The organism is Micromonospora sp. NPDC047740 (assembly GCF_043204735.1).
Lineage (GTDB): Bacteria > Actinomycetota > Actinomycetes > Mycobacteriales > Micromonosporaceae > Micromonospora.
Map to the genome: position 1 here is coordinate 181,735 of NZ_JBIDCT010000011.1, position 26,524 is coordinate 208,258.

The 26,524-nt window shown below is 73.2% G+C and carries 26 protein-coding genes; 5 read left to right on the forward strand and 21 right to left on the reverse strand.

Going from position 1 to position 26,524, the window contains the following annotated elements; genetic code table 11:
* The first annotated feature begins 25 nt into the window (after positions 1 to 25).
* Positions 26 to 607 carry a GNAT family N-acetyltransferase gene (locus ACGF4F_RS21775; RefSeq protein WP_393079653.1) on the forward strand — a complete coding sequence of 194 codons (582 nt, stop codon included), beginning with the start codon at positions 26 to 28 and terminating at the stop codon, positions 605 to 607.
* 144 nt (positions 608 to 751) lie between these two features.
* Positions 752 to 1,132, forward strand: coding sequence for a VOC family protein (locus ACGF4F_RS21780; protein WP_357433530.1), 381 nt, complete (start codon positions 752 to 754; stop codon positions 1,130 to 1,132).
* Between the two features lie 58 nt (positions 1,133 to 1,190).
* On the opposite strand, the gene ACGF4F_RS21785 is transcribed toward ACGF4F_RS21780, so the two are convergent.
* The 4 genes from ACGF4F_RS21785 to ACGF4F_RS21800 all read right to left on the reverse strand — a co-directional run bounded on the left by ACGF4F_RS21785 (position 1,191) and on the right by ACGF4F_RS21800 (position 5,529).
* Positions 1,191 to 2,078 carry a carbohydrate ABC transporter permease gene (locus ACGF4F_RS21785; protein ID WP_357433532.1) on the reverse strand — a complete coding sequence of 296 codons (888 nt, stop codon included), beginning with the start codon at positions 2,076 to 2,078 and terminating at the stop codon, positions 1,191 to 1,193.
* Between the two features lies 1 nt (position 2,079).
* Positions 2,080 to 3,198 (reverse strand): sugar ABC transporter permease, encoded by a 1,119-nt coding sequence (locus ACGF4F_RS21790; protein WP_357433534.1) that lies wholly within the window; start codon positions 3,196 to 3,198, stop codon positions 2,080 to 2,082.
* A gap of 67 nt (positions 3,199 to 3,265) precedes the next feature.
* Positions 3,266 to 4,513 (reverse strand): extracellular solute-binding protein, encoded by a 1,248-nt coding sequence (locus ACGF4F_RS21795; RefSeq protein ID WP_357433536.1) that lies wholly within the window; start codon positions 4,511 to 4,513, stop codon positions 3,266 to 3,268.
* A gap of 26 nt (positions 4,514 to 4,539) precedes the next feature.
* Positions 4,540 to 5,529 carry a LacI family DNA-binding transcriptional regulator gene (locus ACGF4F_RS21800; RefSeq protein WP_073832598.1) on the reverse strand — a complete coding sequence of 330 codons (990 nt, stop codon included), beginning with the start codon at positions 5,527 to 5,529 and terminating at the stop codon, positions 4,540 to 4,542.
* A 148-nt stretch (positions 5,530 to 5,677) separates the two neighbouring features.
* Between ACGF4F_RS21800 and ACGF4F_RS21805 the strand changes: the two genes are divergently transcribed.
* The gene (locus ACGF4F_RS21805; protein ID WP_393079660.1) at positions 5,678 to 7,795 is read left to right on the forward strand and encodes a glycogen debranching N-terminal domain-containing protein; all 2,118 of its coding nucleotides are present in this window, start codon (positions 5,678 to 5,680) and stop codon (positions 7,793 to 7,795) included.
* Between the two features lie 69 nt (positions 7,796 to 7,864).
* On the opposite strand, the gene ACGF4F_RS21810 is transcribed toward ACGF4F_RS21805, so the two are convergent.
* The 7 genes from ACGF4F_RS21810 to truB form a co-directional block, all read right to left on the reverse strand.
* Positions 7,865 to 8,332: a GNAT family N-acetyltransferase gene (locus tag ACGF4F_RS21810; protein WP_393079663.1), complete on the reverse strand. Its 468-nt coding sequence runs from the start codon at positions 8,330 to 8,332 to the stop codon at positions 7,865 to 7,867.
* A gap of 95 nt (positions 8,333 to 8,427) precedes the next feature.
* Positions 8,428 to 9,201: a 4-hydroxy-tetrahydrodipicolinate reductase gene (gene dapB, locus ACGF4F_RS21815; protein WP_393079666.1), complete on the reverse strand. Its 774-nt coding sequence runs from the start codon at positions 9,199 to 9,201 to the stop codon at positions 8,428 to 8,430.
* A gap of 157 nt (positions 9,202 to 9,358) precedes the next feature.
* Positions 9,359 to 10,726 carry a M16 family metallopeptidase gene (locus ACGF4F_RS21820; protein WP_393079669.1) on the reverse strand — a complete coding sequence of 456 codons (1,368 nt, stop codon included), beginning with the start codon at positions 10,724 to 10,726 and terminating at the stop codon, positions 9,359 to 9,361.
* Between the two features lie 230 nt (positions 10,727 to 10,956).
* Positions 10,957 to 13,317, reverse strand: coding sequence for a polyribonucleotide nucleotidyltransferase (locus ACGF4F_RS21825; RefSeq protein ID WP_393079672.1), 2,361 nt, complete (start codon positions 13,315 to 13,317; stop codon positions 10,957 to 10,959).
* 222 nt (positions 13,318 to 13,539) lie between these two features.
* The gene (gene rpsO / locus ACGF4F_RS21830; protein WP_043962418.1) at positions 13,540 to 13,809 is read right to left on the reverse strand and encodes a 30S ribosomal protein S15; all 270 of its coding nucleotides are present in this window, start codon (positions 13,807 to 13,809) and stop codon (positions 13,540 to 13,542) included.
* Positions 13,810 to 14,005: 196 nt separating this feature from the next.
* Entirely contained in the window at positions 14,006 to 14,932 is a 927-nt protein-coding gene (locus ACGF4F_RS21835) for a bifunctional riboflavin kinase/FAD synthetase (RefSeq protein WP_073832593.1), read from the reverse strand.
* A 71-nt stretch (positions 14,933 to 15,003) separates the two neighbouring features.
* Complete coding sequence (gene truB, locus ACGF4F_RS21840) at positions 15,004 to 15,888, reverse strand: tRNA pseudouridine(55) synthase TruB (RefSeq protein ID WP_393079675.1); 885 nt, start codon at positions 15,886 to 15,888, stop codon at positions 15,004 to 15,006.
* A gap of 159 nt (positions 15,889 to 16,047) precedes the next feature.
* On the opposite strand from truB, the gene ACGF4F_RS21845 reads away from it, so the two are divergent.
* Both ACGF4F_RS21845 and ACGF4F_RS21850 read left to right on the forward strand, forming a co-directional pair.
* Positions 16,048 to 16,347 carry a hypothetical protein gene (locus ACGF4F_RS21845; RefSeq protein WP_387274511.1) on the forward strand — a complete coding sequence of 100 codons (300 nt, stop codon included), beginning with the start codon at positions 16,048 to 16,050 and terminating at the stop codon, positions 16,345 to 16,347.
* Positions 16,348 to 16,445: 98 nt separating this feature from the next.
* Positions 16,446 to 16,754 (forward strand): hypothetical protein, encoded by a 309-nt coding sequence (locus ACGF4F_RS21850; protein ID WP_393079679.1) that lies wholly within the window; start codon positions 16,446 to 16,448, stop codon positions 16,752 to 16,754.
* Positions 16,755 to 16,777: 23 nt separating this feature from the next.
* On the opposite strand, the gene ACGF4F_RS21855 is transcribed toward ACGF4F_RS21850, so the two are convergent.
* The 10 genes from ACGF4F_RS21855 to ACGF4F_RS21900 form a co-directional block, all read right to left on the reverse strand.
* Positions 16,778 to 18,109 carry an MATE family efflux transporter gene (locus ACGF4F_RS21855; RefSeq protein WP_393079681.1) on the reverse strand — a complete coding sequence of 444 codons (1,332 nt, stop codon included), beginning with the start codon at positions 18,107 to 18,109 and terminating at the stop codon, positions 16,778 to 16,780.
* A gap of 132 nt (positions 18,110 to 18,241) precedes the next feature.
* A complete protein-coding gene (locus ACGF4F_RS21860) occupies positions 18,242 to 18,760 on the reverse strand; it encodes an AAA family ATPase (protein ID WP_393079684.1) in 519 nt (172 codons plus the stop codon).
* A 493-nt stretch (positions 18,761 to 19,253) separates the two neighbouring features.
* Complete coding sequence (locus ACGF4F_RS21865) at positions 19,254 to 19,463, reverse strand: DUF6186 family protein (protein WP_187413392.1); 210 nt, start codon at positions 19,461 to 19,463, stop codon at positions 19,254 to 19,256.
* The gene (locus tag ACGF4F_RS21870) at positions 19,463 to 19,870 is read right to left on the reverse strand and encodes a hypothetical protein (RefSeq protein WP_073832587.1); all 408 of its coding nucleotides are present in this window, start codon (positions 19,868 to 19,870) and stop codon (positions 19,463 to 19,465) included. The genes ACGF4F_RS21865 and ACGF4F_RS21870 overlap by 1 nt, the downstream gene beginning before the upstream one ends.
* A gap of 65 nt (positions 19,871 to 19,935) precedes the next feature.
* The gene (locus ACGF4F_RS21875; protein ID WP_393079688.1) at positions 19,936 to 20,982 is read right to left on the reverse strand and encodes a bifunctional oligoribonuclease/PAP phosphatase NrnA; all 1,047 of its coding nucleotides are present in this window, start codon (positions 20,980 to 20,982) and stop codon (positions 19,936 to 19,938) included.
* Complete coding sequence (gene rbfA, locus ACGF4F_RS21880; RefSeq protein WP_357433563.1) at positions 20,979 to 21,458, reverse strand: 30S ribosome-binding factor RbfA; 480 nt, start codon at positions 21,456 to 21,458, stop codon at positions 20,979 to 20,981. Before rbfA ends, ACGF4F_RS21875 begins: the two co-directional genes overlap by 4 nt.
* Before the next feature lie 193 nt (positions 21,459 to 21,651).
* Positions 21,652 to 21,945, reverse strand: coding sequence for a DUF503 domain-containing protein (locus tag ACGF4F_RS21885; RefSeq protein WP_357433565.1), 294 nt, complete (start codon positions 21,943 to 21,945; stop codon positions 21,652 to 21,654).
* A gap of 34 nt (positions 21,946 to 21,979) precedes the next feature.
* Positions 21,980 to 23,035, reverse strand: a complete 1,056-nt coding sequence (locus tag ACGF4F_RS21890; protein ID WP_393079692.1) for a TRM11 family SAM-dependent methyltransferase — start codon at positions 23,033 to 23,035, stop codon at positions 21,980 to 21,982.
* A 77-nt stretch (positions 23,036 to 23,112) separates the two neighbouring features.
* The gene (infB, locus tag ACGF4F_RS21895) at positions 23,113 to 26,094 is read right to left on the reverse strand and encodes a translation initiation factor IF-2 (RefSeq protein ID WP_393079695.1); all 2,982 of its coding nucleotides are present in this window, start codon (positions 26,092 to 26,094) and stop codon (positions 23,113 to 23,115) included.
* A gap of 93 nt (positions 26,095 to 26,187) precedes the next feature.
* On the reverse strand, positions 26,188 to 26,523 hold the full coding sequence (locus ACGF4F_RS21900; RefSeq protein WP_357433571.1) for a YlxR family protein: 336 nt from the start codon (positions 26,521 to 26,523) through the stop codon (positions 26,188 to 26,190).
* Between the last annotated feature and the right edge of the window lies 1 nt (position 26,524).

Here is a 26,524-nt window from a genome sequence, read left to right on the forward strand (position 1 = left end):
CTCGCCCTGCGTAGGCTCACGTGCCATGGCTCTCGGGTACGTCCGCCCGGCGCGTCCAGAGGACGCCGGCGAGATCGCACGCATCCAGCTCGCGACCTGGCGGGTCGCGTACCGCCGGATCCTGCCCCGGCATGTGCTCGACAACCTGGACGAGGCGTACCTCGCCCGGCGGTGGAGCGCCGCGGTGCAGGAGCCGCCCTCGGGCGCGCATCGCGTGCTGGTCGCCGTCGAACAGGCCGAGCAATCGTATCTGGTGGGGTTCGCCGCTTCTGGGCCGGCCGACACCGAGGCGCTCGCCCCGGGCGAGCCGGCCGACGCGCTCGGCGACGGCGTGGCGGCGGTGACCGACCTGCTGGTCGAGCCGCGCTGGGGCCGGCGCGGGCACGGCAGCCGGCTGCTCGCCGCCACCGTCGACGGTTGGCGGTCCGACGGCTTCACCCGGGCGGTGGCCTGGACCTTCGACGGGGACGCGGCGACCCGGAAGTTCCTCACCTCCACCGGCTGGGAGCCGGACGGCGCGGCCCGCGCCCTGGACGTGGACGACCTGCTCGTCCCGCAACTGCGGCTGCACGTCGCGGTCCCGACCGAGCCGGTCGCGACGGACTGAGCAGACCGGCGGTCGCGTTCCGCACCCCACGGCCCGCCGTGTCACCGGCGCACGTCGGACCGCGGGCCTACTGTGACGCAGTGAGGGCTTCGCCGCCCCGGCACTGCCCCGCGGACGGAGCGCGACCGGAAGAGGGAGACGATCATGTTCAGGGACACGAGGGCGTTCAGCGGCTTCTCGGTGGACGACACCGATCGGGCCATGACCTTCTACGCCGACACGCTCGGCCTGCGGGTGTCGCGGGACGAGGCGATGGGCGGCTTGCTGACGCTGCACCTCGCCGGGGACCGGGACATCCTGGTCTACCCCAAGGACGACCACACCCCGGCCACCTACACCGTGCTCAACTTCCCCGTGGACGACATCGATCGGGCCGTCGCCGAGTTGACCGCCCGCGGGGTGCAATTCGCGCGCTACCCCGGGATGCCCCAGGACGAGCAGGGGATCGTCCGGGGGAACGGACCCGCGATCGCCTGGTTCACCGACCCCGCCGGCAACGTCATGTCCGTACTGGAACTGAAGTGACCGGTGGCGGTTCCCCGCGGCGCGGGGAACCGCCACCGATACCGATCGAACCCGTCGCTCAGCCCTTGTCGGCGCCCTCGTTGGCGCCCCGCACGAAATAGCGCTGGAAGATCACGAACAGCACCGCCACCGGAATGGTGGCCAGCAGCGCCGCGCCCAGCTTGAGCGGATACTGCGTGCCCTTGCCCAGCGACCCGCTGACCAGGTCGGCCAGGCCGCGGGGCAGGGTGAACAGGTGCGGGTCCTGGACCGAGACCAGGCTGTGCGGGAACTCGTTCCAGGAGCCCTGGAACGACAGGATGGTCAGCGTGATCAGCGCGGGCCGCGCCATCGGCAGCACCACCGACCAGAAGGTGCGGAACACCCCCGCGCCGTCGATCCGGGCCGCCTCCTCCACGCTGACCGGGATCGACTCGAAGAACTGCTTCATGATGAACACCCCGGCCGCGTCCGCCAGCAGCGGCACCACCAGGCCCGCGTAGCTGTCGTAGAGGCCGAGCTGCTTGAGCACCAGGAACTTCGGGATCAGCAGCACCACGCCGGGCACCGCCATCACCGCGATGACCGCGGCGAAGAGCCCGGCCCGGCCCCGGAAGCGCAGCCGGGCCAGGGCGTACCCGGCGAGCGAGTCGAAGAACACCCGGCCGAGCGTGACCAGCACGGTGACCAGCAGCGAGTTGCCCAGCCAGAGCGGGAAGTTGGTGCCCGCGAAGATCCGCTCGAACCCGGCCAGCGTCACCGGGTCGGGCACCGGGGAGAGCGGGTTCGCCGCCGCGTCCGGCTCGGTCTTGAACGAGTTGCCGAGCTGGATCACGAACGGGTAGATGAAGACCAGCCCGAAGAAGATCAGGACCGCGTACCCCAGGATGCGGTTGACCCGGGCGCGCGGCCCACGGGCGGCGCGCGGCGCGGCGGGCGCCGCCGGCCGGTCGGTCAGCACGGCCATGTCAGGACCCTTCCGGTACGCGTCGCCGCCACCACCGGCCGCGCCGGGACCCGTCCCGGTCGGCCATCACCCGGCGCTGGAGCAGCGTGAACACGATGATGATCAGGAACAGCACGAACGAGATCGCCGCCCCCGAGCCGTAGTCGAAGTCCCGGAACGCGGTGCGGTACGACAGGTACGCCGGGGTGAGGGTGGTCTTGGCCGGGTCGCCCTGGCTCATCACGTACACCTGGTCGAAGACCTGCCAGGAGCCGATCAGGCCGAGGGTGAGCACCAGGAACGTGGTCGGCTTGATCAGCGGCAGGGTGACGTGACGGAACCGCTGCCAGCGGGTCGCCCCGTCGAGGGTGCTGGCCTCGTCCAGCGCCACCGGCACGTTCTGCAACGCGGCGAGGAACATCAGCATGAACGTGCCCGAGGTGGTCCAGATCACCAGGCAGATGATCGAGACCATGGCCACGCTCGGCCCGGAGAGCCAGTCCCACCAGCTCAGCCCCAGCGGGCCGCCGGAGGTGAGCGCGTCGGGTGGGGAGTCCACCCCGACGATGCCGAGCAGCAGGTGCAGTACGCCGCGGGAGTCGGCGAACCACTCCGGCCCGTCGATGCCCAAGAAGCGGAGCAGGTTGTTGACCGCGCCGGAGTTGGCGAACAGGAACAGGAACACCACGCTGATCGCCACCGAGCTGGTGACCGAGGGGAAGTAGAAGGCGCTGCGGAAGAAGCCCTTTCCCTTGAGCATCCGGTTGTTCACGATCAGCGCGAGACCGAGGGCGAGCGCGGTCTGCGCCGGCACCACGATCCCGACGTAGTACATGGTGTTGCGGATGCTGGTCATGAAGTCCCGGCGGTCGAGCCCGTCCTCGGTGAACAGCCGGGTGTAGTTCTTCCCGCCGACGAACGGCACGTCCGCGGTGAACGGGCTGCCCTGGCCGTTCCAGTCGGTGAGGCTCACCCAGAGCGCCATCAGGATCGGCAGCAGCAGGAAGAACCCGAGGATCACGATCACCGGCGCGACGAAGAGCCAGCCGGCGATGTTCTCGTTGCCGCGGATGCCGCCGTGGCGGCGGCGCGACGGACCGGCCGGCGTGGTGGCCGGGGCGGTGAGCGCCTCCGTAGCCATCTCCCCTCCCTCCTTCGAGTGGGAGCCGACGCGGAGGGGCCCGCGACGCGGGCCCCTCCGGTCACGCTCAGCCGCCGAGCGCCGCCTTGGCGTTCTTGTCGAAGTTCGCCAGGATGCTCTTCGGGTCACCGTTGGCCAGGCCCTGCAGGCCGGCCTCGAGGTCACGCAGCACGCTGTCCATCTTCGGCGCGTTCACCGGGCCCTGGGCGTACGCGGCACCGTCGATGAACGGCTTGTCGGCCGGGAAGGCGCTGGTGTACTGGTCGCGGACGGACTGCCGGGACGGCATCACACCGAACGCGTTGGCGAAGGCGATCTGCTGGTCGCCGGCGGTCATCGCCTCGACGAACTTGATCGCCTGGTCCTTGAACTTCGACTTCGCGGCGATGCCCCAGCACTGGGTGAAGGAGAGGGTGCCCTGGCCCTTCGGGCCGGCCGGCAGCGGGACGACCTTGTACTTCACGTTCGGGAAGTCGTTCTTCAGGGCACCCTTGATCCAGTTGCCCTCGATGGTCATCACGGCCTTGCCCTTGCCGAACGCCTCACCGGACCAGCCGGCGTCGAGCTGCTTCGGGAACTTCGCGTAGCCGTTCGTGAGCAGGCCCTTGACGTACTCGAGGGCCTGGACGTTCTCCGGCGTGTCGGCGGTCGGCTGCTTGCCGTCCTTGCTCATCAGCCAGCCGCCGTTCTGCACCATGAACGCGCCGATCCGGTCCCGGGTGTCGCCGAGGGCGAGCGCGACCATGCCCTTCGCCTTGATCTTCTGGCTGGCGGCGGTGAGCTGGTCCCAGGTGGTCGGCACGTCGGCGTCGGTCAGGCCGGCCTTGGCCCACAGGTCGGTGTTGATCTCGAGCGCCAGCGTGGAGAAGTCCTTCGGCGCGCAGTAGAGCTTGCCGTCGTAGGTGAAGGTGTTCCGCAGGCTCTCGTAGAAGTCGTCCTTGTTGCTGACCTTGTCGCCGTACGGCTCCAGCGCGCCGACGCTGGCGTAGTCGGCGAACCGGGACGCGTCGACGTAGAAGACGTCCGGCGGGGTGCCGCCGGCGAGGGCCTGGCCGAGCTGCTGGGTGAGGTCCTGGGCCGGGGTCACCGTGGCGGTGTTGCCGGAGGAGGAGGCCCACTTCGCGACGGCGTCCTGCACCGCCTTGGTCTCGGCGTCGCCGGAGGAGCCGATCATGATCTGCAGGTTGGCCGGACCGCTGGACTGCTTGGTGTCCTTCGCGGAGTCGTCGAACCCGCTGCCGCAGGCGGCGGTGCCGAACAGCGCGGCGGCCGTGAGGCCGGCCAGCGCCGCCCGGGTGAGGGTGCGAGGTGTCATCTCATTCTCCTGGTGGGGATGGGGGATCACGCGGTGTGCCGGAGCACGAGCGTGGGGCTGAGTAGCACGTGTGGGTCGGTGGGCTGACCGTCGAGCAGGCCGGTGAGCAGCTCGAAGCAGCGGGCGGCGGCGGCCGCGAGCGGCTGGCTGACGCTGGTCAGCCCGACCACGGCGGCCACCGGGGTGTCGTCGAAGCCGACGACGGCGACGGAGGCGGCCACCGCGCGTACCGCCTGGAGGGCGCCGAGGGCGAGCGAGTCGCTGACGCAGACCACCGCGGTGGGCGGTTCGTCGGCGGCGAGCAGCGCCCGCATCTCCCGCTCGCCGTGGGCGATGCCGTCCTCGGTCTCGCGGTGGGGTGCGGCGCCGGCCAGGCCGGCGGCGGCCATGACGGTACGCCAGCCGGAACGCCGGTCGTCGCCGACGCCGGAACCCGCTGGCCAGCCGATGAAGCCGATCCGGCGGTGGCCGGTGTCGAGCAGCCGCTGGGTGGCCTGCGCGGTGCCGGCCGCGCCGTCGACGTCGACCCAGGGATGGGCCTCGGCGGCGTCCCAGGGCCGGCCGAACGTCACGAACGGCACGTTCCGCTCGGCCAGCCAGGCGGTCCGCGGGTCACCGTGGTCGGTGCCGGTGAGCACGAAACCGTCCAGGTCGTACGCGCCGAGCAGGTCGTCGTAGGTGTCGATCTCGTGTCCGTCGTCACGGGCGGTGTAGAGCAGGACCCGATAGCCGGCGGCGTCGGCGGTCTCGGTGAGGCCGTGCAGGAACCGGTCGAGCACCGAGCCGTTGATCCCGTCCCGGGTGGGCTCGATGCGGACCGCGACGAGCCGGGAGCGACCGGTCCGCATCTGCCGGGCGGCCTGGTTGGCCCGGTAGCCCAGCGCGGCGATCGCCTCCTCCACCCGACGCCGGGTCTCGTCCCGGACGATGTGCGGCGCGTTGAGGACGTTGGAGACCGTCTGCCGGCTCACCTGGGCATGCCGGGCCACCGTCGAGATGGTCACCTTTTCAGCCATTGAGTCCCTCTCGCCGCCTTGAACGTTCCAACGTGGATACGGCAGTATTAGATCGTTCAAAGTTTCTGGAATGTTTCGCACTCTGCACCGGGCCGGAGCCAGTTGTCAAGACACGCTCCGGCCACCCGATCAGCACCAGGAGTTCCCCGTGTCCGAACGCCACCTGCAACCCCTGCTGCACGAGCTGGTCGGGGCGGTCCACGCCCCCACCAGCGCGCTGGGCGACGCGGCGGGTCAGATCCGGCCGAGCGGCGTCCAGGGCGTATTCCACGCCGACGCCCGCGTACTCTCCCGCGCCGAGCTGCGCGTCGACGACCGGGAACCGGAGGCGGTGGCCCACGGGGCGGCCGGGCCCCACGGGGTCCGCTTCGTCACCCTGGCCCGCTGGCTCGGCGACCCCGGCCCCGACCCGACCGTCCGGATCGACCGCATCCGGGAGGCCGGCCCGCACGGCGTCACCGAGGAGATCCGGGTCACCTCCACCGCCGCGGCCCCCGTCCGCGCCACGGTCAGCGTCGACCTGGGCTGCGACCTCGCCCCGATCGAGCTGGTCAAGTCCGGCGGGAGCGGGTCGCCGCTGGAGGCCAAGTCCGGCGAGCCCGGCCGGGTCCAGTGGGCCGCCGAGGGCGTCACCGTCACGGTGACCGGCGAGGCGGCGACCGTCGACGCCACCGGCGACCGGGCCCTCGCGCCCCGGCTGAGCTGGCCGGTCGACCTCGCCCCCGGCGACACCGTGACGCTGCGCTGGCGGCTCGCCGTCACCGACCCGAAGGCCGTGGTGGTCGCCCCGCCGGCCGGCCCCGAGTGGTCCGTCCCCCAGGTGAGCGCCGACGACCGCCGCCTGGTCCGGCTGCTCGACCGCTCCCTGGCCGACCTGCGCGGGCTGCGGCTGGCCGACCCGGCCCACCCCGGGGACGTCTTCCTCGGCGCGGGCGTGCCCTGGTTCCTGACCCTCTTCGGCCGGGACAGCCTCTGGGCCGCCCGGATGATGCTGCCGCTCGGCACCGAGCTGGCCGCCGGCACGCTGCGCGTCCTCGCCCGCCGGCAGGGCACCAGGGTCGATCCGGCCACCGGCGAGGCGCCCGGCAAGATCCTGCACGAGCTGCGCCGGCACGAGTTCAGCCTGCCCGCCCATGAGCTGCGGCTGCCGCCCGCGTACTACGGCACCGTCGACGCCACCATGCTCTGGGTCGGCCTGCTGCACGACGCCTGGCGCTGGGGTCTCGCCGCCGACCAGGTCGAGACGCTGCTCCCGCACCTGGAGGCGGCGCTCGGCTGGCTCGGCGAGCACGCCGACGCCGACGGCGACGGCTTCGTCGAATACGTCGACACCAGCGGCAGCGGCCTGGCCAACCAGGGCTGGAAGGACTCGGGCGACTCGATCCGGTTCCGCGACGGCCGGCAGGCGCAGTCGCCCATCGTGCTGTCCGAGGTGCAGGGGTACGCGTACCAGGCGGCGGTGCACGGCGCCGACCTGCTCGACGCCTTCGGCCGCCCGGGCGGCGACCGCTGGCGGGAGTACGCCGACCGGCTGGCCCGGCGGTTCCGCGACGCGTTCTGGGTCGACGGCCGGTACGGCCCGCAGCCCGCGCTGGCGCTGGACCGGGACAAGCGCCCGGTCGACTCGCTGACCAGCAACATCGGCCACCTGCTCGGCACCGGCCTGCTCTCCGACGCCGAGTCGGCGCAGGTGGCGGCGCTGCTGTCGACCGAGGCGCTGGCCGGGGGCTTCGGACTGCGCACGATGTCCACCGACGACGCCGGGTTCAGCCCACTGTCGTACCACTGCGGGTCGATCTGGGCGCACGACACGGCGATCGTGGTCGGCGGGCTGGCCCGGGCCGGCTTCGCCGACGCCGCGCTCCGGCTCGCCGACGGGCTGCTCGCCGCCGCCGAGGCGTTCGACTACCGCCTCCCCGAGCTGTACGCCGGGGACGACCGGGCGACGCTCAGCCGTCCGGTGCCGTACCCGGCGGCGTGCCGCCCGCAGGCGTGGGCGGCGGCGGCCGCCGTGCTGCTGCTCCAGGCCGGCGTGGGCATCTATCCCGACGTGCCGGGCGGCCAGGTGCGGCTGAGCCCGCTGGCCGGCCCGGAGTTGGGCGCGCTCGCCGTCGACGGCCTCCGCGTCGCCGGCGCCCCGGTCGCCGTCCAGGTCGACGCCTCGGGCCGGCCCACCGTCACCGGCCTCCCCGCCGGCCTGACGGTGACCACCACTCCCCACATCCCCACCCAGCGCCCCGCCACGGAAACCCCCGCCCCCCGCTGACGCCGTTGATCATGAGGTTGGCGGCGAAGTCGATCTCGGACGGTGCCGTCAACCTCATGATCGACGCGGTCAGGCGGGGGTGAGTTCGGCGACCAGTTCGTCGTCCTCCATGGCGCCTGTGGGGTGGAAGCCGAGGGAGCGGTAGAGGGCGGCGGCCTGGGTGTTGTCGGGGTGGTAGCTGAGGCGGATCGGGTGGCCCGCGGTGGCGAGCCAGTCGGCGAGGGTACGCACCGCGGCCCGGCCGACGCCCCGCTCCTGCTCGGCGGCGTCGATCACCATGCCGCCGATCCACCGGGAACCGTCGTCGTCCACGCCCCACATCACGTGCCCGACCACCGTCTCGTCCGCGTACACGGCCAGCGAGGTCCAGACGTCCGAGCGCATGGTCAGCAACAGGTAGCGGGCGGCCAGGGCGGGCACCCAGGCGCGCTGGTCGTCGCGGGGCGCCACGTCCGCCACCGCCCGCCAGTTGTCGTCGTCCACCGGACGCAGGGTCACGTGCCGGCCGACGCGGTCCCGGAGCGCAGAATCGATCATGTACGCGACCCTAGGCGCGGCCCGGCCGCGTGACGACCGGATTCCGGCGGGACGGGGGCGGCGCTGGGCACCCTGCCGCTGTTCGCGGTCGCCGCTCAGTCGAGCAGGGCGTCCAGGCCGACCGTGAGGCCCGGCCGGTGGCGTACCTCCCGCACAGCGAGCAGCACGCCCGGCATGAACGAGGCCCGGTCGTACGAGTCGTGCCGGATGGTCAGCGTCTCGCCGGTGGTGCCGAAGAGCACCTCCTGGTGGGCGACCAGCCCGGTGGCGCGGACGGCGTGCACGCGTACCCCGTCGATCTCGGCGCCGCGCGCGCCCGGCACCTCGTCACGGGTGGCGTCCGGCGCGGGGCCGAGGCCGGCCTCGGCACGGGCCTGGGCGATCAGTCGGGCGGTGTGCGTGGCGGTGCCGCTGGGCGCGTCGAGCTTGCGCGGGTGGTGCTGCTCGATGATCTCCACCGACTCGAAGTGCCGGGCGGCGCGGGCGGCGAACTGCATCATCAGCACCGCACCGATGCCGAAGTTGGGGGCGATCACCACGCCCACGCCCGGCTTGCGCGCGAGCCAGCCGCGGACCCGGTCCAGGCGCTGCTCGGTGAAGCCCGTGGTGCCGACCACGACGTTGATGCCCTGGTCGACGCACCAGTGCAGGTTGTCCATGACGACGTCCGGAGTGGTGAAGTCGACGACCACCTCGGCACCGGCGTCGGAGGCGGCGAACAGCCCGTCGCCCTGGTCGACCATCGCCACCAGGTCCATGTCGGGGGCCGCGTCGACCGCCTTGCAGACCTCCATGCCCATCCGGCCGCGGGCGCCCAGCACGCCGACCCGGATCGGCTCGGCCAGGTTCTTCTCCTGCTCGTCAGTCACGGGGCACAACCTATCCCAATCGGGACGCCCACCCCGCTGGAGCTCCGGCCGTCCCACCCCACGAGCATGATCGACTCGGGTTGCGGCAACCCGGGCCCGCCCCGGCGGCGGACACCCCGACCTGCGGCATCCCTCGTCGGCGGGCGCGGCGGAAGGGTCAGGCGGCGAAGGCGGACTCGTCGAACGGGCCCACCACCGCCAGGGACAACGGGCGGCCGAGCAGGTCGGCGGCCAGGGCGTTCACGTCGTCCAGGGTCACCGCGTCGACCCGGGCGAGCAGCTCGTCCACCGGCATCAGGTCGCCGTAGAGCAGCTCGCCCTTGGCCAGCCGGCTCATCCGGGAGCCGGTGTCCTCCAGGCCGAGGACGAAGGAACCCTTGCTCATCCCCTTGCCCCGGGCCAGCTCGGCCTCGGTGATCCCCGCGGCGGCCACCTTGGCCAGCTCGGCGCGGGTCAGCTCCAGCACCTCGTCCACCTTGCCCGGAGCGCAGCCGGCGTATACGGCGAACAGGCCGCTGTCGGCGTACTGGCTGGCGTACGAGTAGACCGAATAGGCCAGCCCGCGCTGCTCGCGGATCTCCTGGAACAACCGGCTGGACATGCCGCCGCCGAGGACGTTGTTGAGCACCCCGAGGGCGAAGCGCCGCTCGTCGGTGCGGTCGATGCCCGGGCAGCCGAGGATCACGTGCGCCTGCTCGGTCTCCTTCGGCTCGACCACCGTGGCGGCCGGCTTCGTGCGTACCGCCGGGGCGGCCGGGCGGTGCGGCGCCGGCACCGCCGGGTCGGTGTCCAGCGGGGTGCCACGCAGGGCCTGGCGGACCAGCTTGACCACGGCGGCGTGGTCGAGGTTGCCGGCGGCGGCGATGACGATCTGCGGCGCGGTGTACCGGCGGCGGTAGAAGGTCTGGATCTGCCGGCGGGTCATCGGGGTCACCGTCTCCTCGGTGCCGGAGATCAGCCGGCCGAGGGGGTGGTCGCCGTAGACGGCGCGGGCGAACAGGTCGTGCACCTCGTCGCCGGGCTCGTCGTCGTGCATGGCGATCTCTTCGAGGATGACACCGCGCTCGGTCTCCACGTCGGCGTCGTTGAGCACCGAGTCGGCGACCAGGTCGCACATGACGTCGATGGCCAGGGGCAGGTCCTCGTCCAGCACCCGGGCGTAGTAGCAGGTGTATTCCTTGGTGGTGAAGGCGTTCGTCTCGCCGCCGACCGCCTCGATCTGCGAGGAGATCTCCAGCGCGCTGCGCTTGCGGGTGCCCTTGAAGAGCAGGTGCTCCAGGAAGTGCGCGGCGCCGCCCTGCGGCCCGGTCTCGTCCCGGGAGCCGACGGCGACCCAGATGCCGAACGAGACGCTGCGCATCGCCGGGATCGCCTCGGTGAGCACGCGCAACCCGCTGGGCAGCACGGTGCGGCGTACGGTGCCGCCCAGCGGGTCGTCGCTGAGCGTGCGGGTGACCGCCCGGGCCGACCCGCCGGCGGACCGGGTGGCCCCGGTCACCTGCCGGACGGCGCCCGACGGCGCCACCCCCCGTCGATCCGCAGGAAAAGACGAACGAGGGGTCCGACTCACGAAAAACCTGCTTCCAGTTCGACGAGGGGTGGATGGCGACGTCCAGGTCGCGGTGCGGTCAGACGCACCGAGCTGGAGTTGCCGAACGACGGCTCCCGGTCGCAGCACTGCGCCAGACGCGCCGAGTTGGAGCCGTCGCAGGATCGGCCGGGTGACGCCGTCGGCGTCACCCGGCTGATCGAGGATCAGCTGTGCCGGGTCCGGCGACGCGGGCGCTCGCCGCCGCCTTCGCCGCCGCCCTCGCCACGCTCCGGGCCCCGGCTGCCGCGCTCGCGGTCCCGGTCGCCGCGGTCGCGCGGACCCCGGTCGCCCCGGTCCCGGCCGCCCGGACGCTCGCCACCGGCCTCCTCGGCGGCCGGCGCCTCGGCGCCCTCCGGGCGGACCTTGTCCAGGTAGATCTTGCCGCGCTGGTCGATGTCGGCGATCTCCACCTCGACCTTGTCGCCGACGTTGAGGTAGTCCTCGACCTTCTCGACCCGCTTGCCGTCGCCCACCTTGGAGATGTGCAGCAGGCCGTCGCGGCCGGGCAGGAGCGAGATGAAGGCGCCGAACGGGGCGGTCTTCACCACGGTGCCGAGGAACCGGTCGCCGACCTTCGGCAGGGTCGGGTTGGCGATCGCGTTGATCCGCTCGACCGCGGCCTGGGCCGACGGACCGTTGGTCGCGCCGACGTAGATCGTGCCGTCGTCCTCGATGGAGATCTCGGCGCCGGTCTCGTCCTGGATGGCGTTGATGGTCTGGCCCTTCGGGCCGATCACCATGCCGATCTTGTCGACCGGGATCTTGACGGTGGTGACCCGCGGCGCGTAGTCGCTCATCGCGGCCGGGGCCTCGATCGCGGACTGCATCACGTCGAGGATGGTCTGCCGGGCCTCGTGCGCCTGCTGGAGCGCGGCGGCCAGCACGTCCGACGGGATGCCGTTGAGCTTGGTGTCGAGCTGGAGCGCGGTGACGAAGTCCCGGGTGCCGGCGACCTTGAAGTCCATGTCGCCGAACGCGTCCTCGGCGCCGAGGATGTCGGTCAGCGTCACGTACTGGGTCTTGCCCTCGACCTCGTCGGAGATGAGGCCCATGGCGATGCCGGCGACCGGCGCCTTCAGCGGCACACCGGCCGAGAGCAGGCCCAGCGTCGAGGCGCAGACCGAACCCATCGAGGTGGAGCCGTTGGAGCCGAGCGCCTCGGAGACCTGCCGGATGGCGTACGGGAACTCCTCGCGCGACGGCAGCACCGGGATCAGCGCCCGCTCGGCCAGCGCGCCGTGGCCGATCTCGCGCCGCTTCGGCGAGCCGACCCGGCCGGTCTCACCGGTGGAGTACGGCGGGAAGTTGTAGTTGTGCATGTAGCGCTTGGACTTCTCCGGGGAGAGGGTGTCCAGCGCCTGCTCCATACGCAGCATGTTCAGCGTGGTGACGCCCAGGATCTGGGTCTCGCCGCGCTCGAAGAGCGCCGAGCCGTGCACCCGGGGCAGCACGCCGACCTCGGCGGTCAGCGGGCGGATGTCGCGCGGGCCGCGGCCGTCGATGCGGACCTGCTCGCGCAGCACCCGGCTGCGGACCTCGGACTTGGTCAGCGAGCGGAAGGCGGCGGAGAGCTCCTTCTCGCGGCCCTCGAAGCGCGGCCCCAGCCCCTCGGCGACCCGGGCCTTGATCCGGTCCAGGGCCTCCTCGCGGTCGTGTTTGCCGGCGATCTTCAGGGCCTCGGCGACGTCGGCGCGGGCCAGGTCGGCCACCGCCTCGTACGCGTCGTCCTGGTAGTCGAGGAAGACCGGGAACTCGGCGACCGGCTTGGCGGCCACCTCGGCCAGCTCGCTCTGCGCCCGGCACAGCTCGCGGATGGCCGGCTTGGCGGCCTCCAGGCCGCTGGCGACGACCTCCTCGGTCGGGGCGGGGGCACCGCCGGCGACCAGCGCCACGGTGTGCTCGGTGGCCTCGGCCTCGACCATCATGATCGCGACGTCGCCGTCGGCCAGGGCACGGCCGGCCACCACCATGTCGAAGGTGGCCCGGGCCAGCTCCTCGTGGGTCGGGAAGGCGACCCACTGGCCGTCGATGTGCGCCATCCGGGTGGCCCCGATCGGGCCGGAGAACGGCAGGCCGGAGAGCTTGGTCGACATCGAGGCGGCGTTGATCGCCACGACGTCGTACGGGTGCTGCGGGTCGAGCGCGAGGACGGTCTCGACCACCTGGACCTCGTTGCGCAGGCCCTTGACGAAGGACGGGCGCAGCGGCCGGTCGATCAGCCGGCAGGTGAGGATAGCGTCCTCGCTGGGCCGGCCCTCGCGGCGGAAGAACGAGCCGGGGATCCGGCCCGCGGCGTACATCCGCTCCTCGACGTCGACGGTCAGCGGGAAGAAGTCGAACTGCTCCCGCGGCTGCTTGCCGGCGGTGGTGGCGGAGAGGACGACCGTCTCGCCGAGCTGGGCGATGACGGAGCCGGCGGCCTGGCGGGCCAGCCGGCCGGTGGAGAAGGTGATCTCACGGGTGCCGAAGGACCCGTTGTCGATCACGGCGGTGCGGGATTCGGTGCCGAGGTTGGTCTCGGTCATGGTGCTGTCGTGCTCCTTCGCGTCGGGGGTCCACGACACGGGAGCTACTCAGACGGCCGGTCTTCGATCGAAGCGCCCGGGTGGCCGGCACGATGCCGGGGTGCCCGGGGGCCACTACCGGAGACCGGTACGCTGACCGGCTCCCTCTCGGGTGGTCGCGTGACCCGGTTCTTTCTGTGGTACCGGAACGGGGGAGCGGCCGCAGGCCACTCCCCCGTCACGTCACCGGCGCAGGCCGAGCCGCTCGATGAGCGACCGGTAGCGGTTGATGTCCTTCTTCTGGACGTAGTTGAGCAGCCGACGGCGACGGCCGACCAGCAGCAGCAGCCCACGGCGGCTGTGGTGGTCGTGCTTGTGCACCTTCAGGTGCTCGGTGAGCTCGGCGATCCGCTTGGTGAGGACCGCGACCTGGACCTCCGGCGAACCGGTGTCGCCCTCGGCGGTCGCGTACTCCGCACGGATCTTGGCCTTGGCTTCCTGGTCGAGCGCCATGTTCTCCCTGTTTCGTGGGTCGTTCGATGAGGTCCGTCGGAGCGGTCGCAGCGACCGGGGGGGACGGACCGGTTCCTCGCACCCGCGGCGTCGTGCAGGCAGGCGAGGCCCCGCGTCGGTCAGCCGACGTCCCTGCCAGACTACCAGCCCGGTCGGGAACCACCCGGTGAAGGGCCAGGTGCCGGTTTCGGCCGGGTCAGCCGAGGGCGCGGCGGGTCCGCTCGACGTCCTCGCCGATCTGGGCGATCAACGGCTCGATCGCGTCGTACGTCCGTTGTTCGCGCAGGTGCGCCACGAAGTCCAGGGCCAGCCGCTCGCCGTACAGGTCGCCGGTGAAGTCCAGCGCGTACGCCTCCACCCGGCGTTCCCGCCCCGAGAAGGTCGGGTTGGTGCCGATCGAGACCGCCGCGGCCAGGGGCTCCCCGCCGCGGCGCACCAGCCGGGCGGCGTACACCCCGTCGGCGGGGATCGCCGCGTACCGGTGGGTCAGCAGGTTGGCGGTGGGAAAGCCCAGCTCACGCCCGCGCTGGTCGCCGCGGACCACCACGCCCTCGACCCGGTGCGGGCGGCCGAGCGCGGCGGCCGCCGCAGCCACGTCGCCCGCGTCGACGCAGGAGCGGATGTACGTGGAGGAGAAGACCGTCCCCGCCTCGGCGACCAGCGGGCCGCTCTCCACCCCGAAGCCGAAGGTGCGGCCCAGCCGTTCCAGCAGGGCCACGTCGCCGGCCGCCCGGTGCCCGAAGCGGAAGTTGCCGCCGACCATCACCAGCGCGGCGTGCAGGTGCTCGACCAGGATGTCGTGCACGAACTCCTCGGCCGGCAGCCGGGAGAACTCGGGGGTGAACGGCACCACGCAGAGCACGTCGGCCCCGAGCGACTCGATCAGCTCCGCCTTGCGGGCCGGCTCGGTGAGCACCGCCGGGTGCGACCCGGGACGGACCACCTCCGCCGGATGCGGGTCGAAGGTCAGCACCACCGACCGGACGCCCAGTTCGCGGGCGCGGGCCACGGCGTGGCCGATGATGGCCTGGTGTCCCTTGTGCACGCCGTCGAAGACGCCGATGGTGACCACCGAGCGCCCCCAGCCCCCGGGCACCGCCTCGTACCCCCGCCACCGCTGCATACCGTTCCTCCGCTCCTCCCCTGGTCCCGCACCGGCCGAGGCTCGCCGGCCCGGGGGCCGGTGGGGCGCCGTCACGCCGGGGCCAGCACGATCTCCGCGCGGGCCCGCCCGGCCCGCTCGCTGACGATAGCGATCAGCCCGCCGTCGGGGCCGAAGACCGCGTACGGTCCGGCGATGCCGGCCGCGCCGAGCGGGCCGCCGTGGGCGAGTGTGCGCGCCTCGTCCGGGGTGGCGTCCCGGCGCGGGAAGAACCGCTCGGCGGCCGCGTCCAGCGGCAGGTTGACCACGTCGGGCGCGCGCTGCTCCAGCGCGTCGAGGGTCGCCGCCTCGGCCAGGGTGAAGCCGCCGACCGCGGTCCGGCGCAGCGCGGTCAGGTGACCGCCGACCCCGAGCGCGGCGCCCGCGTCCCGGGCGATGGCCCGGATGTACGTCCCGGACGAGCAGGTCACGTCGACGTCCACGTCCACCACGTCCGGGACGTCCCGGCGGACCGCCAGGACGTCCAGCCGGGAGATGGTGACCCGCCGGGCGGGCAACTCCACGATCTCCCCCTCGCGGACCCGCTTGTACGCCCGCTGGCCGTTGATCTTGATGGCGCTGACCGCGCTGGGCACCTGGTCGATCTCGCCGGTCTGGGCGGCGAGTGCGGCCCGGATCGCGTCGTCGGCGACGGCGCCGGCCGGGGTGGTCGCCACCACCTCACCCTCGGCGTCGTCGGTGATGGTCGCCTGGCCGAGCCGGATCGTCGCGGTGTAGCTCTTGGCGGCGCCGATCACGTAGGTGAGCAGCCGGGTGGCCCGCCCCACCCCGATCACCAGCACCCCGGTCGCCATCGGGTCGAGCGTGCCACCGTGCCCCACCCGCCGGGTCCGCGCCAGCCGCCGGATCCGCGCCACCACGTCGTGGGACGTCATCCCGCCCGGCTTGTCGACCACGATCAGACCGTCTGTGCTCACGACGGCCAAGCCTGCCAGACCACGGTGATCGCACGCGCGGGGGATACCGCCCTGCTTGGCCGCAGCGCCAAGATCATGCGACCGGGGCAGGAACGGGGTCGCGCGGTCGACTCCGGTGCGGCAGACTTCGCGCGCCCCCTCGCACCCTCAGGAGTCCTCGTGACCAACCCGCCGCCGTCGCACCAGCACCGCCCCCGGGTCGACCTGCCCGACTGGATGCGCAACCCGGAGCCGCCGCGGCGCACCCTCGGCCGCCGGGTCTCCGGATTCGTCGACGGCGTGCCGGCGCTGCGGGCGGCCCGGCACCGGCTGTGGGCGTGGCGGGACCGGAGCCGGTTCAGCGAGCGACACCCGGTGGTCTCCGCGATCGTGTCGTTCGTCGTCGTCGCGGTGGTGGCGACGTGCCTGGTGGTCGGCACGCTGTACCTGTTCTACAAGATCGCCCACGACCGGTCCTGAGCGGCCGGAAACCGGGCGGCGCAGTGGGCGGCCCGGCTGGGAAGACCCCCGCCGCCCGGCGGCGCCTTTCGCCCTCGCCGCACCCCCTGGGACGCCTGATGACCACCGAGGAACCGACCGCCCAGCCCGCCGACGTCGACCGCCCCGCCGTCGCGACCCGCGACGGCTCCGTCCGGCTACCCAGTTGGATGAGTGGACAGGACGCGGCCGAGCCGCTCACCCGCGGGGAGCGCGCCCGGCTGGTCTGGGCCCGGCACCGCGGGAAGCTCCTGGTCGGCTTCGTCATCCTGCTACTGCTGGCGCTCGTTGGCGGCACGGCGGTCCTCGGGCACCTCACGGTCGAGCGGATCCGCGCCGGCACGCGGCCCTCGGCGTCCCCGCTGTCCTCGGCGTCCCCGCTGCGCTGACCCTGGTGCGGAAGGCCCTGGTCTCACCGGACCGCGCCGACCACCGCCCAACCGCCGGAGCGCAGCCGTAGCAGCAGCGCGACCAGCCGGAGCACCACGAACAGCATCAGCCCGGCCCAGATCCCGCCCAGCCCGAGGTCGAGCCCGTAGGCCAGCCAGATCGCCGGCAGGAAGCCGCCCAGCGCCGCCACGATGGTGAGGTTGCGCAGGTAGCGGACGTCGCCCGCGCCGATCAGCACGCCGTCGAGGGCGAAGACGACCCCGCCGATCGGCTGCAGCGCGACGAACCATGGCCAGGCGAGCATCGCCTGCTCGCGTACCTGCGGGTCGGAGCTGAACCACGACGGCACCAGGCCGGCGCCGGCGGCGATCAGCACCGCGAACGCCACGCCGCAGGCACCGCCGAGCAGGGCGATCCGGCGGGCGAGGGCGCGAGCGCCGGCCGCGTCGCCGGCGCCGAGCGCCGCGCCGATCAAAGCCTGCGCGGCGATCGCCAGGGCGTCGAGCACCAGGGCGGTGAAGAACCACAGCTGTACGGCGATCTGGTGGGCGCCGACCGCGGCGGCGCCGAACCGGGCCGCGACGGCGGTGGCGGACAGGAAGCTCGCCTGGAACGCGACGCCCCGGATCAGCAGGTCCCGGCTGAGCACGAGCTGCTGGCGGATCAACCGGAGTCGGGGGCGCAGGGAGATCCGCTCGCGGACCAGCGCGGCCGCGAACAGGCCGCCGGAGAGGGTCTGCGCGATGGCGTTCGCCACCGCCGAGCCGACCAGCCCGAGCCCGACCGGATAGACGAGCAGCGGGCAGAGCAGCGCGGAGAGCAGGTTGGGGGCGAGCACGAAGAGCAGCGGGCGCCGGGTGTCCTGGATGCCGCGCAGCCAGCCGTTGCCTGCTGCGGCCACCAGCAGGCCGGGCGCGCCGAGCGCGGCGACCCGCAGCCAGCCGGCGGCGGCGTCGGCCACCTCGCCCGGGCCGCCGACCAGGGTACGCGCCAGCCACTCGCCGCCGACCTGCATGGCGAGTGCCACCAGCACGCCGACGCTCAGGGCGAGCCAGGACGCCTGCACGCCCTCGGCCACCGCCGCCGCCCGGTCCCCCGCGCCGAACCGCCGGGCCGACCGCCCGGTGGTCCCGTACGCGACAACGGTGCCGAGCCAGGCGGTCAGCGTCAGCACCGTGCCGCCGACGGCGAGCGCGGCGAGCGGGACGCGGCCCAGGTGTCCGACCACCGCGGTGTCGACCAGGACGTAGAGCGGCTCGGCGGCCAGCACCACGAGTGCCGGCAGGGCGAGCGCGGCGATCCGGCGGGGCGAGGCGGCGGGCGACCCGGTGGCGGGGGCGGCGGTCTGACTCATCGCCGCCGATCCTGGCACGCCCCCAGTAAGGAACGCAACCAACCCCATCACTTACCAACCCGCCGCCCGGCCGCACGTTGATCATGAGGTTGGCGGCGCTGTCGATCTCCGCAATCGCCGCCAACCTCATGATCACCGCAACGGGGTGGGGAGGGTGGCGAGCCAGCGGCGGGTGTCGGCGCGGGTGCGGAGGCGGATCACCGGCACCTCGGGGGCATGGGCGGCGACGGCCGCGTAGACCAGGGGTCGGGATCGGCGGGGGTACTGCCACACGTACCGGAGGAACTGGAGGTCGACCTGCTCGGGACAGCCGTCCGGCAGGTCGGGCCGGGGCTTGGCCCGGTAGGCCCAGCGGCGACGCAGCACCCGGACGAGGCAGAGCAGCCAGGGCGGGTCGCAGAGCACCAGCAGGTCGGCATGCGGCAGGCGAAGATCGAACGTGCTGCGATAGTTGCCGTCCATCACCCAGGCGGGGCGGGCGGCCAGCGCGGCGACCTCCGCCCGGAAGTCGGCGTCGGTGGCGGCGACCCAGCCGGGCCGCCAGTAGTGGCGGTCGAGGTGGATCAGCGGGAGGCCGAGCCGGCGGGCGACCGCACGGGCGAGCGTGCTCTTGCCCGCGCCCGAACTGCCGACGATCAGGATGCGGCGCACCGGGCGACGGTAGCCCCCGCCCGGGCGTACGCGGAACCGGGCGACCGGAACGACGGCGGTGGCGCGGCGGCTACCGCGCCACCGCCGGACGGCCCGCCGTCACTGACGGGTGTCCATCGACGTCTGCAGCGCGCGGCGCAGCTGCTCGCGCGCCTCGTCGTTGGCGGTCTCGGTCTTCGGCTTGCGCTTGGTGGCCATGGGAGTTCCTTCCAGGGTGCGGACCACCGACGGCCGGTGGACGCGTCTGACGCCGCGCCGGGACCTGGAGCCGTCGGTCCTGCTGAACGCCGGGCCAGCGGTCCGGGATCACCGGAGCGGCTCGCCTGGCAGCGTGAGCCCGGGTCGGTCTGACCCTGGAGGGAGGCGGCACCGGATGTGGCCCCACCGCCCGCGACCAGCGCCGAAGCGCCGGCCCTTCCCTAAATTAACGTTCACTTTCCAGCTGCTGCCCACTGTTCCCGGGATACGGACACGATGGGGTGGACCGGGCCGATCAGCGGGCCAGGAAGTGCCAGCCGAGCCACCACCAGAAGCCGAGGAACCCGATCCGCCCCACCGGCACCGGCCCGACCTCGTAGCGCATCACGAACGCGCAGACGTCGGCCAGCGACGGGATCCGTGAGCCCTCCCGCCGGGCGGCCCACTCGACGGCCGCGAACAGCACCAGCGCGGTCAGGAAACCGCCGATCGCCAGGGCGCGCATCATCGGCGTACCAGCCCCCAGAACGCGGCGAGCCAGGCGAACCAGGCCGCCGAGCGGACCAAGTGGTCCTCCAGGAACGGGTCGGCCAGCAGGGAGAAGGTGGGAAAGTCGTCCCCCATCGACAGCACGAAGGTGGTTCCCTCGAACACCCCGAAGACGGTGACCGGCACCAACCACCAGGCCGCCGCCGGTGGCAGCCGGTGTGGCGCGGGTCGGCGCGGCACCCGGTTGCTCAGGCCGATCCAGATCAGCGCGCCGCCGGTGCCCAGGGTGTAGAGGTTGGCCTGGGCGGAGAAGGACGGCAACTGCCCGCCGACCAGGGAGAGGCAGATCAGCACCGGCACGGAGACGACGGGACGGTCCCAGGCTCGGGGCGCCTCGGCGGTGAGCTCTCGAGGGTGATCCATCACCCGATTGTCCCCACCGTCACGGAACGCCGGAAGACCACCACGCCCCGGAGTCACCCCTGATATCAGGCCGTCAGCAGCGCCCCGTCCAGCTCGGCGCGGATCCGGTCCACCACCTCGTCGACCATGCCCCGCCCGGTGAAACCGGCGGCGAACCGGTGCCCGCCGCCGCCCAGCGCCACCGCCACCCGGCTCACGTCCACCGCGCCCTTGCTGCGCAGCGAGACGGCCCACTCGGCGGCGGCCACCTGCTTGACCACGCAGCTCACGTCCGCCTCCGCGGTGCACCGGACCGAATCGATCAGCGCCTCCAGCACGTACGCCGGCTGGCCGTACCGGGCCAGGTCGTCCTGGGTGGCGTAGGTCCAGACCAGCCCGCGCCCGGCGGCGGCCGCCGGTTCCAGCCGGGCCCGGCCCAGCACCTCGCCGAAGAGCCGGACGGCGCCGAACGGGCGGGTGTCGAAGATCCGCCGGGAAATGTCCCCGGGACGGATGCCGGTGGCCAGCAGCCGGGCCGCCATCCGGTGCACGTCCGGCGTGGTGGCCTCGAAGCGGAACGAGCCGGTGTCCGTGCTCAGCGCCACGTAGAGGCAGGTGGCGATCTCGGCGTCCAGCGGCACCCCGAGCCGGTCCAGCAGTCCCTCGGCGACCACCGAGGTGGCCGCCGCGTGCGGGTCCACCAGGTGGATGCCGCCGAACCGCGTGTTCGACGCGTGGTGGTCCAGCACCAGCGCCGCCCCCGCCTTGTCCAGCCGGTCGACCAGGTCACCCAGCCGGGACTCGCTCGCCACGTCGAAGCAGATCACCAGGTCCGGGTCCGGGTACGCGTCGTCCTGCGGCACCAGCAGGTCGAGCCCCGGCAGCCAGCGGAACGGCTCCGGCACCTCCGGCGGACCGGGGAAGGTCGCCTGGAGGTGCCGTACGCCCCACCGGCGCAGGCCCAGCCCGAAGCCGAGCATGCTGCCCAGCGCGTCGCCGTCCGGGTTGACGTGACAGATCAGCAGCACCCGCGCGTCGGCGGGAAGCCCGCGTACCGCCGCGAGGGCGGCCGCCCAGTCGGTGTCGGTCGGGCCGGCACCGGCCGGCGTACCGCCCTCGGCGGGAGAGGTCACGGGCGGTCGCCGCCGCGCGGCTCGTCGTTCTCGGTCTCCTCGTCCTCGACGTCCGAGTCCTCCTCCAGCCGGTACGGCTGCGCCTCGCCCGCGTACTGGGCGCCGGCCGCCAGGCGCTGCACCTCGGCGTCGGCGGTGCGGGCCGCCGCGAGCAGGTCGTCGATGTGCTTGACCTGGTCCTGCACGTCGTCGAGGACGAAGGTCAGGGTCGGCGAGTGGCGCAGCCCGAGGGCCTTGCCGACCGTGCTGCGCAGCATGCCCTTGGCGCTCTCCAGCGCGGCGGCGGTGCTGGCCTGCGCCGCCGCGTCGCCGAGCACCGTGTAGAAGACGGTGGCGTCGCGCAGGTCGGCGGTGATCCGGGCGTCGGTGATGGTGATCATTCCGAGCCGGGGGTCCTTGATCTGGCTCCGCACCACCGACGCGACCAGTTCACGGATGCGCTCCGCGTGCCGGCGTACCTTGGCCGGATCCGTCATGTCCCCCACCTCCAGGGCTTCCCGCTCCCGGCCGGAGACGACGGCGCGGGCGCCGCCGGGTCCGACCGCCCAACAACTCGAACACTACCCGCGCGATCGCGGACCTCGCGCGGGGCCGCCGGTGCAAGGAAGGGCCCCGGGCAACGCCTGCGGCAGGGCACTGACCCGGGTAGCCGCCCGCCGTCCGTGGCGGTCAGTCCTCCGCCCCGTAGAGGCGCCGGCGGACCGACAGCAGCTCGGCCTCCGGACGGGCCGCCACCAGGCGCTCGCACGAGTCAAGCACCTCGCGGACATGCGACGCCTCGGCGGCCACCACGGCCACCCCGATCTCGGCCCGGCCGTGCAGGTCGAGCGACCCGACCTCGGCGACCGAGACCTCGAACCGGCGGAGCGCGGCGACGATCGGCCGGACGTACGACCGCTTGGTCTTCAGGGACCGGGAGTCCCCCGGCAGCAACAGGTCGAAGTGCGCGGTTCCCGTATACACGGCGAGCAACGGTACGGCAGCGCCGCTGGCCCGGTCACCCGTTTTCCGCCGGCACGACCGCCACCAGCACGTCCCGGTCGATCGCCTGGTCGACCCAGTGCGCCAAGTCCCGCCAGCCGGGCCCGTCGACCACCCGCAGGCCGGCCCCGGCCAGCACCGCCTCGGCCGCCGCCCGCGGTGCCACCTGGGTGTTCCAGGAGAGCCCGAGCGCCCCACCGGGACGCAGCAGCTCCCGCCAGACCGGTACGGCCGCGGTGAGCAGGTCCAGCGGGCTGCGGGACAGCCCCTGCTCGGTGCGACTGCCGTGGGCCACCCCGTACGGCGCGTCGGTCACGATCACGTCGGCGCAGCGCGGGCGCAGCACCTCCCGGGCGCGGGTGGTGTCGGCGTGCAGCACGGTGACCCGCTGGGTCGCCCCGGCCCGGTGGTCGTCGCGGGACGGCGCGAGCACCGCCTCGAAGCGCCGGGCGATCAGCTTGCGGTCCCGGCGTACCGGCACCGTCTCGGCGGTGTGCTTGAGCCGCTTACGGCGCAGCCAGGTACGCAGGAACGCCCCGTACGCGTCCACGTCCTTGCCGTCGTGCTCGACGCCGATCCCGTCGTAGCCGTACATCAGCGCCTGGTTGAGGGTGGTGCCCCGGCCGCACAGCGGGTCGAGCACCACCAGCTGCCGATCCAGCATGCCGCCGGCCGAGGCGGAGGCGAGCAGGGTGACGTTGAGCAGCAGCCGGGTGAACTGCTCGTTGGTCTTGCCGGCGTACTTCGGGATGGTGATCAGGTCCGAGTCGTACCGGGCCAGCGGGTGCAGCGGCACCGGGCGGAGCAGGTCGTCACCCACCCGCTCGAACAGCGCGTACGCCGCCGACAGGTTGGCCAGGTACGCCAGGTCCCGCCCGCCCAGCCCGGGCGCGGGCGCGCCGAAGGTCAGGTACTCCACCCCGCCGATCCGCTCCACCGCGGCGTCGACCGGCGCCACGTCGAGGACCCCCGCGCCGGCGAACACCTCCAGTTCGGCGCGGGCCAGCCGGCCGGCCGCGTCGGCGTAGACGCGGTTGGCGGAGGGGGCGAGGAGCAGCGCGTACCGGAACACGCCGGAGATTGTCGCAGCCAGCGCAGACGGCGACGGCCGGGGCCCACCGGGCCCCGGCCGTCGTTCGTTCACGCCGCTCAGGCGCGCGGCTTCTCCCGCATCTCGAAGGTCTCGATGATGTCGCCGACCTGGACGTTGTTGAAACCGCCCAGCGTCAGACCACACTCGAAGCCCTCGCGGACCTCCGTCGCGTCGTCCTTGAACCGCTTGAGGGAACTGATCGTGAGGTTGTCCGCCACGACCGCCCCGTCCCGCAGCAGCCGCGCCTTGGCGTTGCGGCGGATGAGGCCGGACCGGACGATGCAACCGGAGATGTTGCCGATCTTGGACGAGCGGAAGACGTCGCGGATCTCCGCGGTGCCCAGCTCGACCTCCTCGTACTCCGGCTTGAGCAGCCCCTTGAGCGCAGCGTCGATCTCCTCGATGGCCTGGTAGATGACCGTGTAGTACCGGATCTCCACGCCCTCGCGGTCGGCGATCTCGCGGACCTTGTTGGCGGCCCGCACGTTGAAGCCGATGATCGTGACCGCCTCGGACGAGGCGCTCGCGAGCATGACGTCGCTCTCGGTGATCGCACCCACGCCCCGGTGGATGATCCGCAGCTGGACCTCCTCCGGGATGTCGAGGTTGAACAGCGCGTCCTCGAGGGCCTCCACGGAACCGGAGCCGTCGCCCTTGAGCACCAGGTTGAGCGAGGTCTTCTCGCCCTCCTTGAGCTGCTCCATGAGCGTCTCGAGGGTGGCCCGGCCACGGGAGTTGGCGAATGCCGCCGCCCGCCGTCGCGCCTGCCGCTGCTCGGCGATCTGCCGCACGGTCCGGTCGTCCTCGGCGGCCAGGAAGGTGTCACCCGCACCTGGCACCGTGGTCAGACCCAGCACCATGACCGGACGCGCCGGGCCGGCCTCGTCGACCGGCTTGCCGTTCTCGTCCAGCATGGCCCGGACCCGGCCGTGCGCCCCACCGGCGACGATCGAGTCGCCGGCCCGGAGGGTGCCCTTCTGCACCAGCACGGTCGCCACCGCACCACGGCCCTTGTCCAGGTGCGCCTCGATGGCGACACCCTGCGCCGGCCCGTCGATCGGAGCGGTCAGCTCCAGCGACGCGTCGGCGGTCAGCAGCACGGCCTCGAGGAGCTCCTCGATGCCGATACCGGGCTTGGCCGCCACGTTGACGAACATCGTGTCGCCGCCGTACTCCTCGGCGACCAGGCCGTACTCGGTCAGCTGCTGGCGGACCTTGTCGGGGTTCGCCTCCGGCTTGTCGACCTTGTTGACCGCGACCACGATCGGCACGTCCGCCGCCTTGGCGTGGTTGAGCGCCTCGATGGTCTGCGGCATCACGCCGTCGTCAGCCGCGACCACCAGGATCACGATGTCCGTCACCTGGGCACCACGGGCACGCATGGCGGTGAACGCCTCGTGACCCGGGGTGTCGATGAAGGTCACCGCGCGTTCCTCGCCCTCGTGCGGGACGTGGACCTGGTACGCGCCGATGTGCTGGGTGATGCCACCCGCCTCGCCGGCCACCACGTTCGCCTTGCGGATCGCGTCGAGCAGCTTGGTCTTACCGTGGTCGACGTGACCCATGACGGTCACCACCGGCGCACGGCTGACCAGACGGTCCTCCGACACCACCGCGTCGAGGTCGATGTTGAACTGCGCGAGCAGCTCGCGGTCCTCGTCCTCAGGGCTGACGATCTGCACGTCGAAGCCGAGGTGCTCACCCAGCAGCAGCAGGGTGTCGTCGGAGCACGACTGGGTCGCGGTCACCATCTCGCCCAGGTTGAACATCTCCTGGACCAGCGAACCCGGGTTGGCGTTGATCTTGTCGGCGAAGTCCGACAGCGAGGCGCCACGGGACAACCGGACGACCTGACCCTGACCCCGGGGGGCACCCGAGGACATGGTCGGGGCCGACAGGTTGTCGAACTCCTGTCTGCGCTGCTTCTTCGACTTGCGGCCACGGGTCGGCCGGCCACCCGGACGCCCGAAGGCACCCGCGGCGCCGCCGCCACGGCCACGACCGCCACCACCCGGACGACCGGCGCCACCGGCCGGGGCGCCCGGACGGAAGCCGCCACCGGCACCGCCACCGCCGCCACCACCGGGACCGCCGCGGTAGCCACCGCCACCGCCACCGCCGCCGGGACCGCCGCGGTAGCCACCGCCACCGCCGCCACCACCGGGACCGCCGCGGAAGCCGCCGCCACCACCACCGGGACGACCCGCGCCGCCGCCACCGGGACGACCCGCGCCGGGGCCGCCGGGGCGACCCGGGCGCTGGCTCGGCATGGAGGCCGGGCTGGGCCGCGGGGGCATCGAGGCCGGGCTGGGCCGCGGCGGCATCGAGGCCGGACTCGGCCGGGGACCGCCCGCACCGGCGGCCGGGGGCCGCTGCTGCTGACCGCCCTGGATGCCGAACGGGTTGTTACCGGCGCCGCGCGCCGGCGGACGACCGCCGGGCCGCGCGCCCGGACCCGGGGCCGGCGCACCGGGACGACCGGCGGCCGGGGAACCCGGACGGGGCGGCACGGCGCCCGGACCCGGACGCGGGCCGGGACGAGGACCACCCTCGGTCGGGGGCTCCCGGCGAACGTTCTCACGCTGCTGCTGGCGGGCGGCCTGGGCGGCCTTGACCGCGGCCTCCTGCTCAGCCTTCAGCGCGGCGGCTCGCGCCTCGGCGGCGGCCACCTCGATGTCGTGCGCGCTCGCCGGCTTGGCCACCGGCTGCGGCGGGCCCGGAACCGGACCCTTGGGCTTCGGCCCAGGGGTCGGGGTCGGCCGCCGCGGCGGCATGGGCTTGGCCGACACCCGGGGAGCACCCGGGGTCGGGGACGGGGTCGGGGTGGGCGCCGGGGTGGGCGCGGCCGCCGGGGCGGCCGGCGCCGACGAACCGGCGGACGCCACGAACGCGCTACGCAGCCGTCGGGCGACGGGCGCCTCGACGGTGCTGGACGCGGACTTCACGAACTCGCCCATCTCCTTGAGCTTGGCGAGAACGGTCTTGCTTTCGACCCCGAGCTCCTTGGCGAGCTCGTGTACGCGGGCCTTTCCTGCCACTGCACTCCTCACTCCGAGGTCGTGCGGGCAGCACCCGCAGCGACCTCACTCGTGCACTTGAAGCCTGGTCATTTCTGCGACTTCATCGTGTGCTCATGTCGGTCGTCCTACCTTGCTAGCGACCCGCGACCGGTCGGGTTGACCGGTCGTCGGGGATGGCGCGTCAACGTGCTCCGCCAGCGCACCGTGATCGATGACCCCGGTGATGCGCAGTGCCCGCCCGAAGGCGCGGCGCCGCACCGCTTGCGCGAAGCAGGCCGGATCCGGGTGCATGTTTGCTCCCCGACCCGGCAGTCTGCGGGCCGGATCGGGCCGGAGGCTGCAATGACCAGCCTCGTCACCGACCGCGACGATCCGCAGCAACTCGCTGGCCGGCGCTCGCTTCCGGCAGCCCACACAGGTGCGCTCCGGCAGCGCGCGTCGTGCCACT

Coding starts and splice junctions, on each gene's coding strand:
- ACGF4F_RS21775 (WP_393079653.1), top strand. CDS start 26: ATGGCTCTCGGGTACGTCCGCCCGGCGCGTCCAGAGGACGCCGGCGAG.
- ACGF4F_RS21780 (WP_357433530.1), top strand. CDS start 752: ATGTTCAGGGACACGAGGGCGTTCAGCGGCTTCTCGGTGGACGACACC.
- ACGF4F_RS21785 (WP_357433532.1), bottom strand. CDS start 2,078: ATGGCCGTGCTGACCGACCGGCCGGCGGCGCCCGCCGCGCCGCGCGCC.
- ACGF4F_RS21790 (WP_357433534.1), bottom strand. CDS start 3,198: ATGGCTACGGAGGCGCTCACCGCCCCGGCCACCACGCCGGCCGGTCCG.
- ACGF4F_RS21795 (WP_357433536.1), bottom strand. CDS start 4,513: ATGACACCTCGCACCCTCACCCGGGCGGCGCTGGCCGGCCTCACGGCC.
- ACGF4F_RS21800 (WP_073832598.1), bottom strand. CDS start 5,529: ATGGCTGAAAAGGTGACCATCTCGACGGTGGCCCGGCATGCCCAGGTG.
- ACGF4F_RS21810 (WP_393079663.1), bottom strand. CDS start 8,332: ATGATCGATTCTGCGCTCCGGGACCGCGTCGGCCGGCACGTGACCCTG.
- ACGF4F_RS21825 (WP_393079672.1), bottom strand. CDS start 13,317: ATGACCGAGACCAACCTCGGCACCGAATCCCGCACCGCCGTGATCGAC.
- rpsO (WP_043962418.1), bottom strand. CDS start 13,809: ATGGCGCTCGACCAGGAAGCCAAGGCCAAGATCCGTGCGGAGTACGCG.
- ACGF4F_RS21835 (WP_073832593.1), bottom strand. CDS start 14,932: ATGCAGCGGTGGCGGGGGTACGAGGCGGTGCCCGGGGGCTGGGGGCGC.
- ACGF4F_RS21850 (WP_393079679.1), top strand. CDS start 16,446: ATGACCACCGAGGAACCGACCGCCCAGCCCGCCGACGTCGACCGCCCC.
- ACGF4F_RS21855 (WP_393079681.1), bottom strand. CDS start 18,109: ATGAGTCAGACCGCCGCCCCCGCCACCGGGTCGCCCGCCGCCTCGCCC.
- ACGF4F_RS21865 (WP_187413392.1), bottom strand. CDS start 19,463: ATGCGCGCCCTGGCGATCGGCGGTTTCCTGACCGCGCTGGTGCTGTTC.
- ACGF4F_RS21870 (WP_073832587.1), bottom strand. CDS start 19,870: ATGGATCACCCTCGAGAGCTCACCGCCGAGGCGCCCCGAGCCTGGGAC.
- rbfA (WP_357433563.1), bottom strand. CDS start 21,458: ATGACGGATCCGGCCAAGGTACGCCGGCACGCGGAGCGCATCCGTGAA.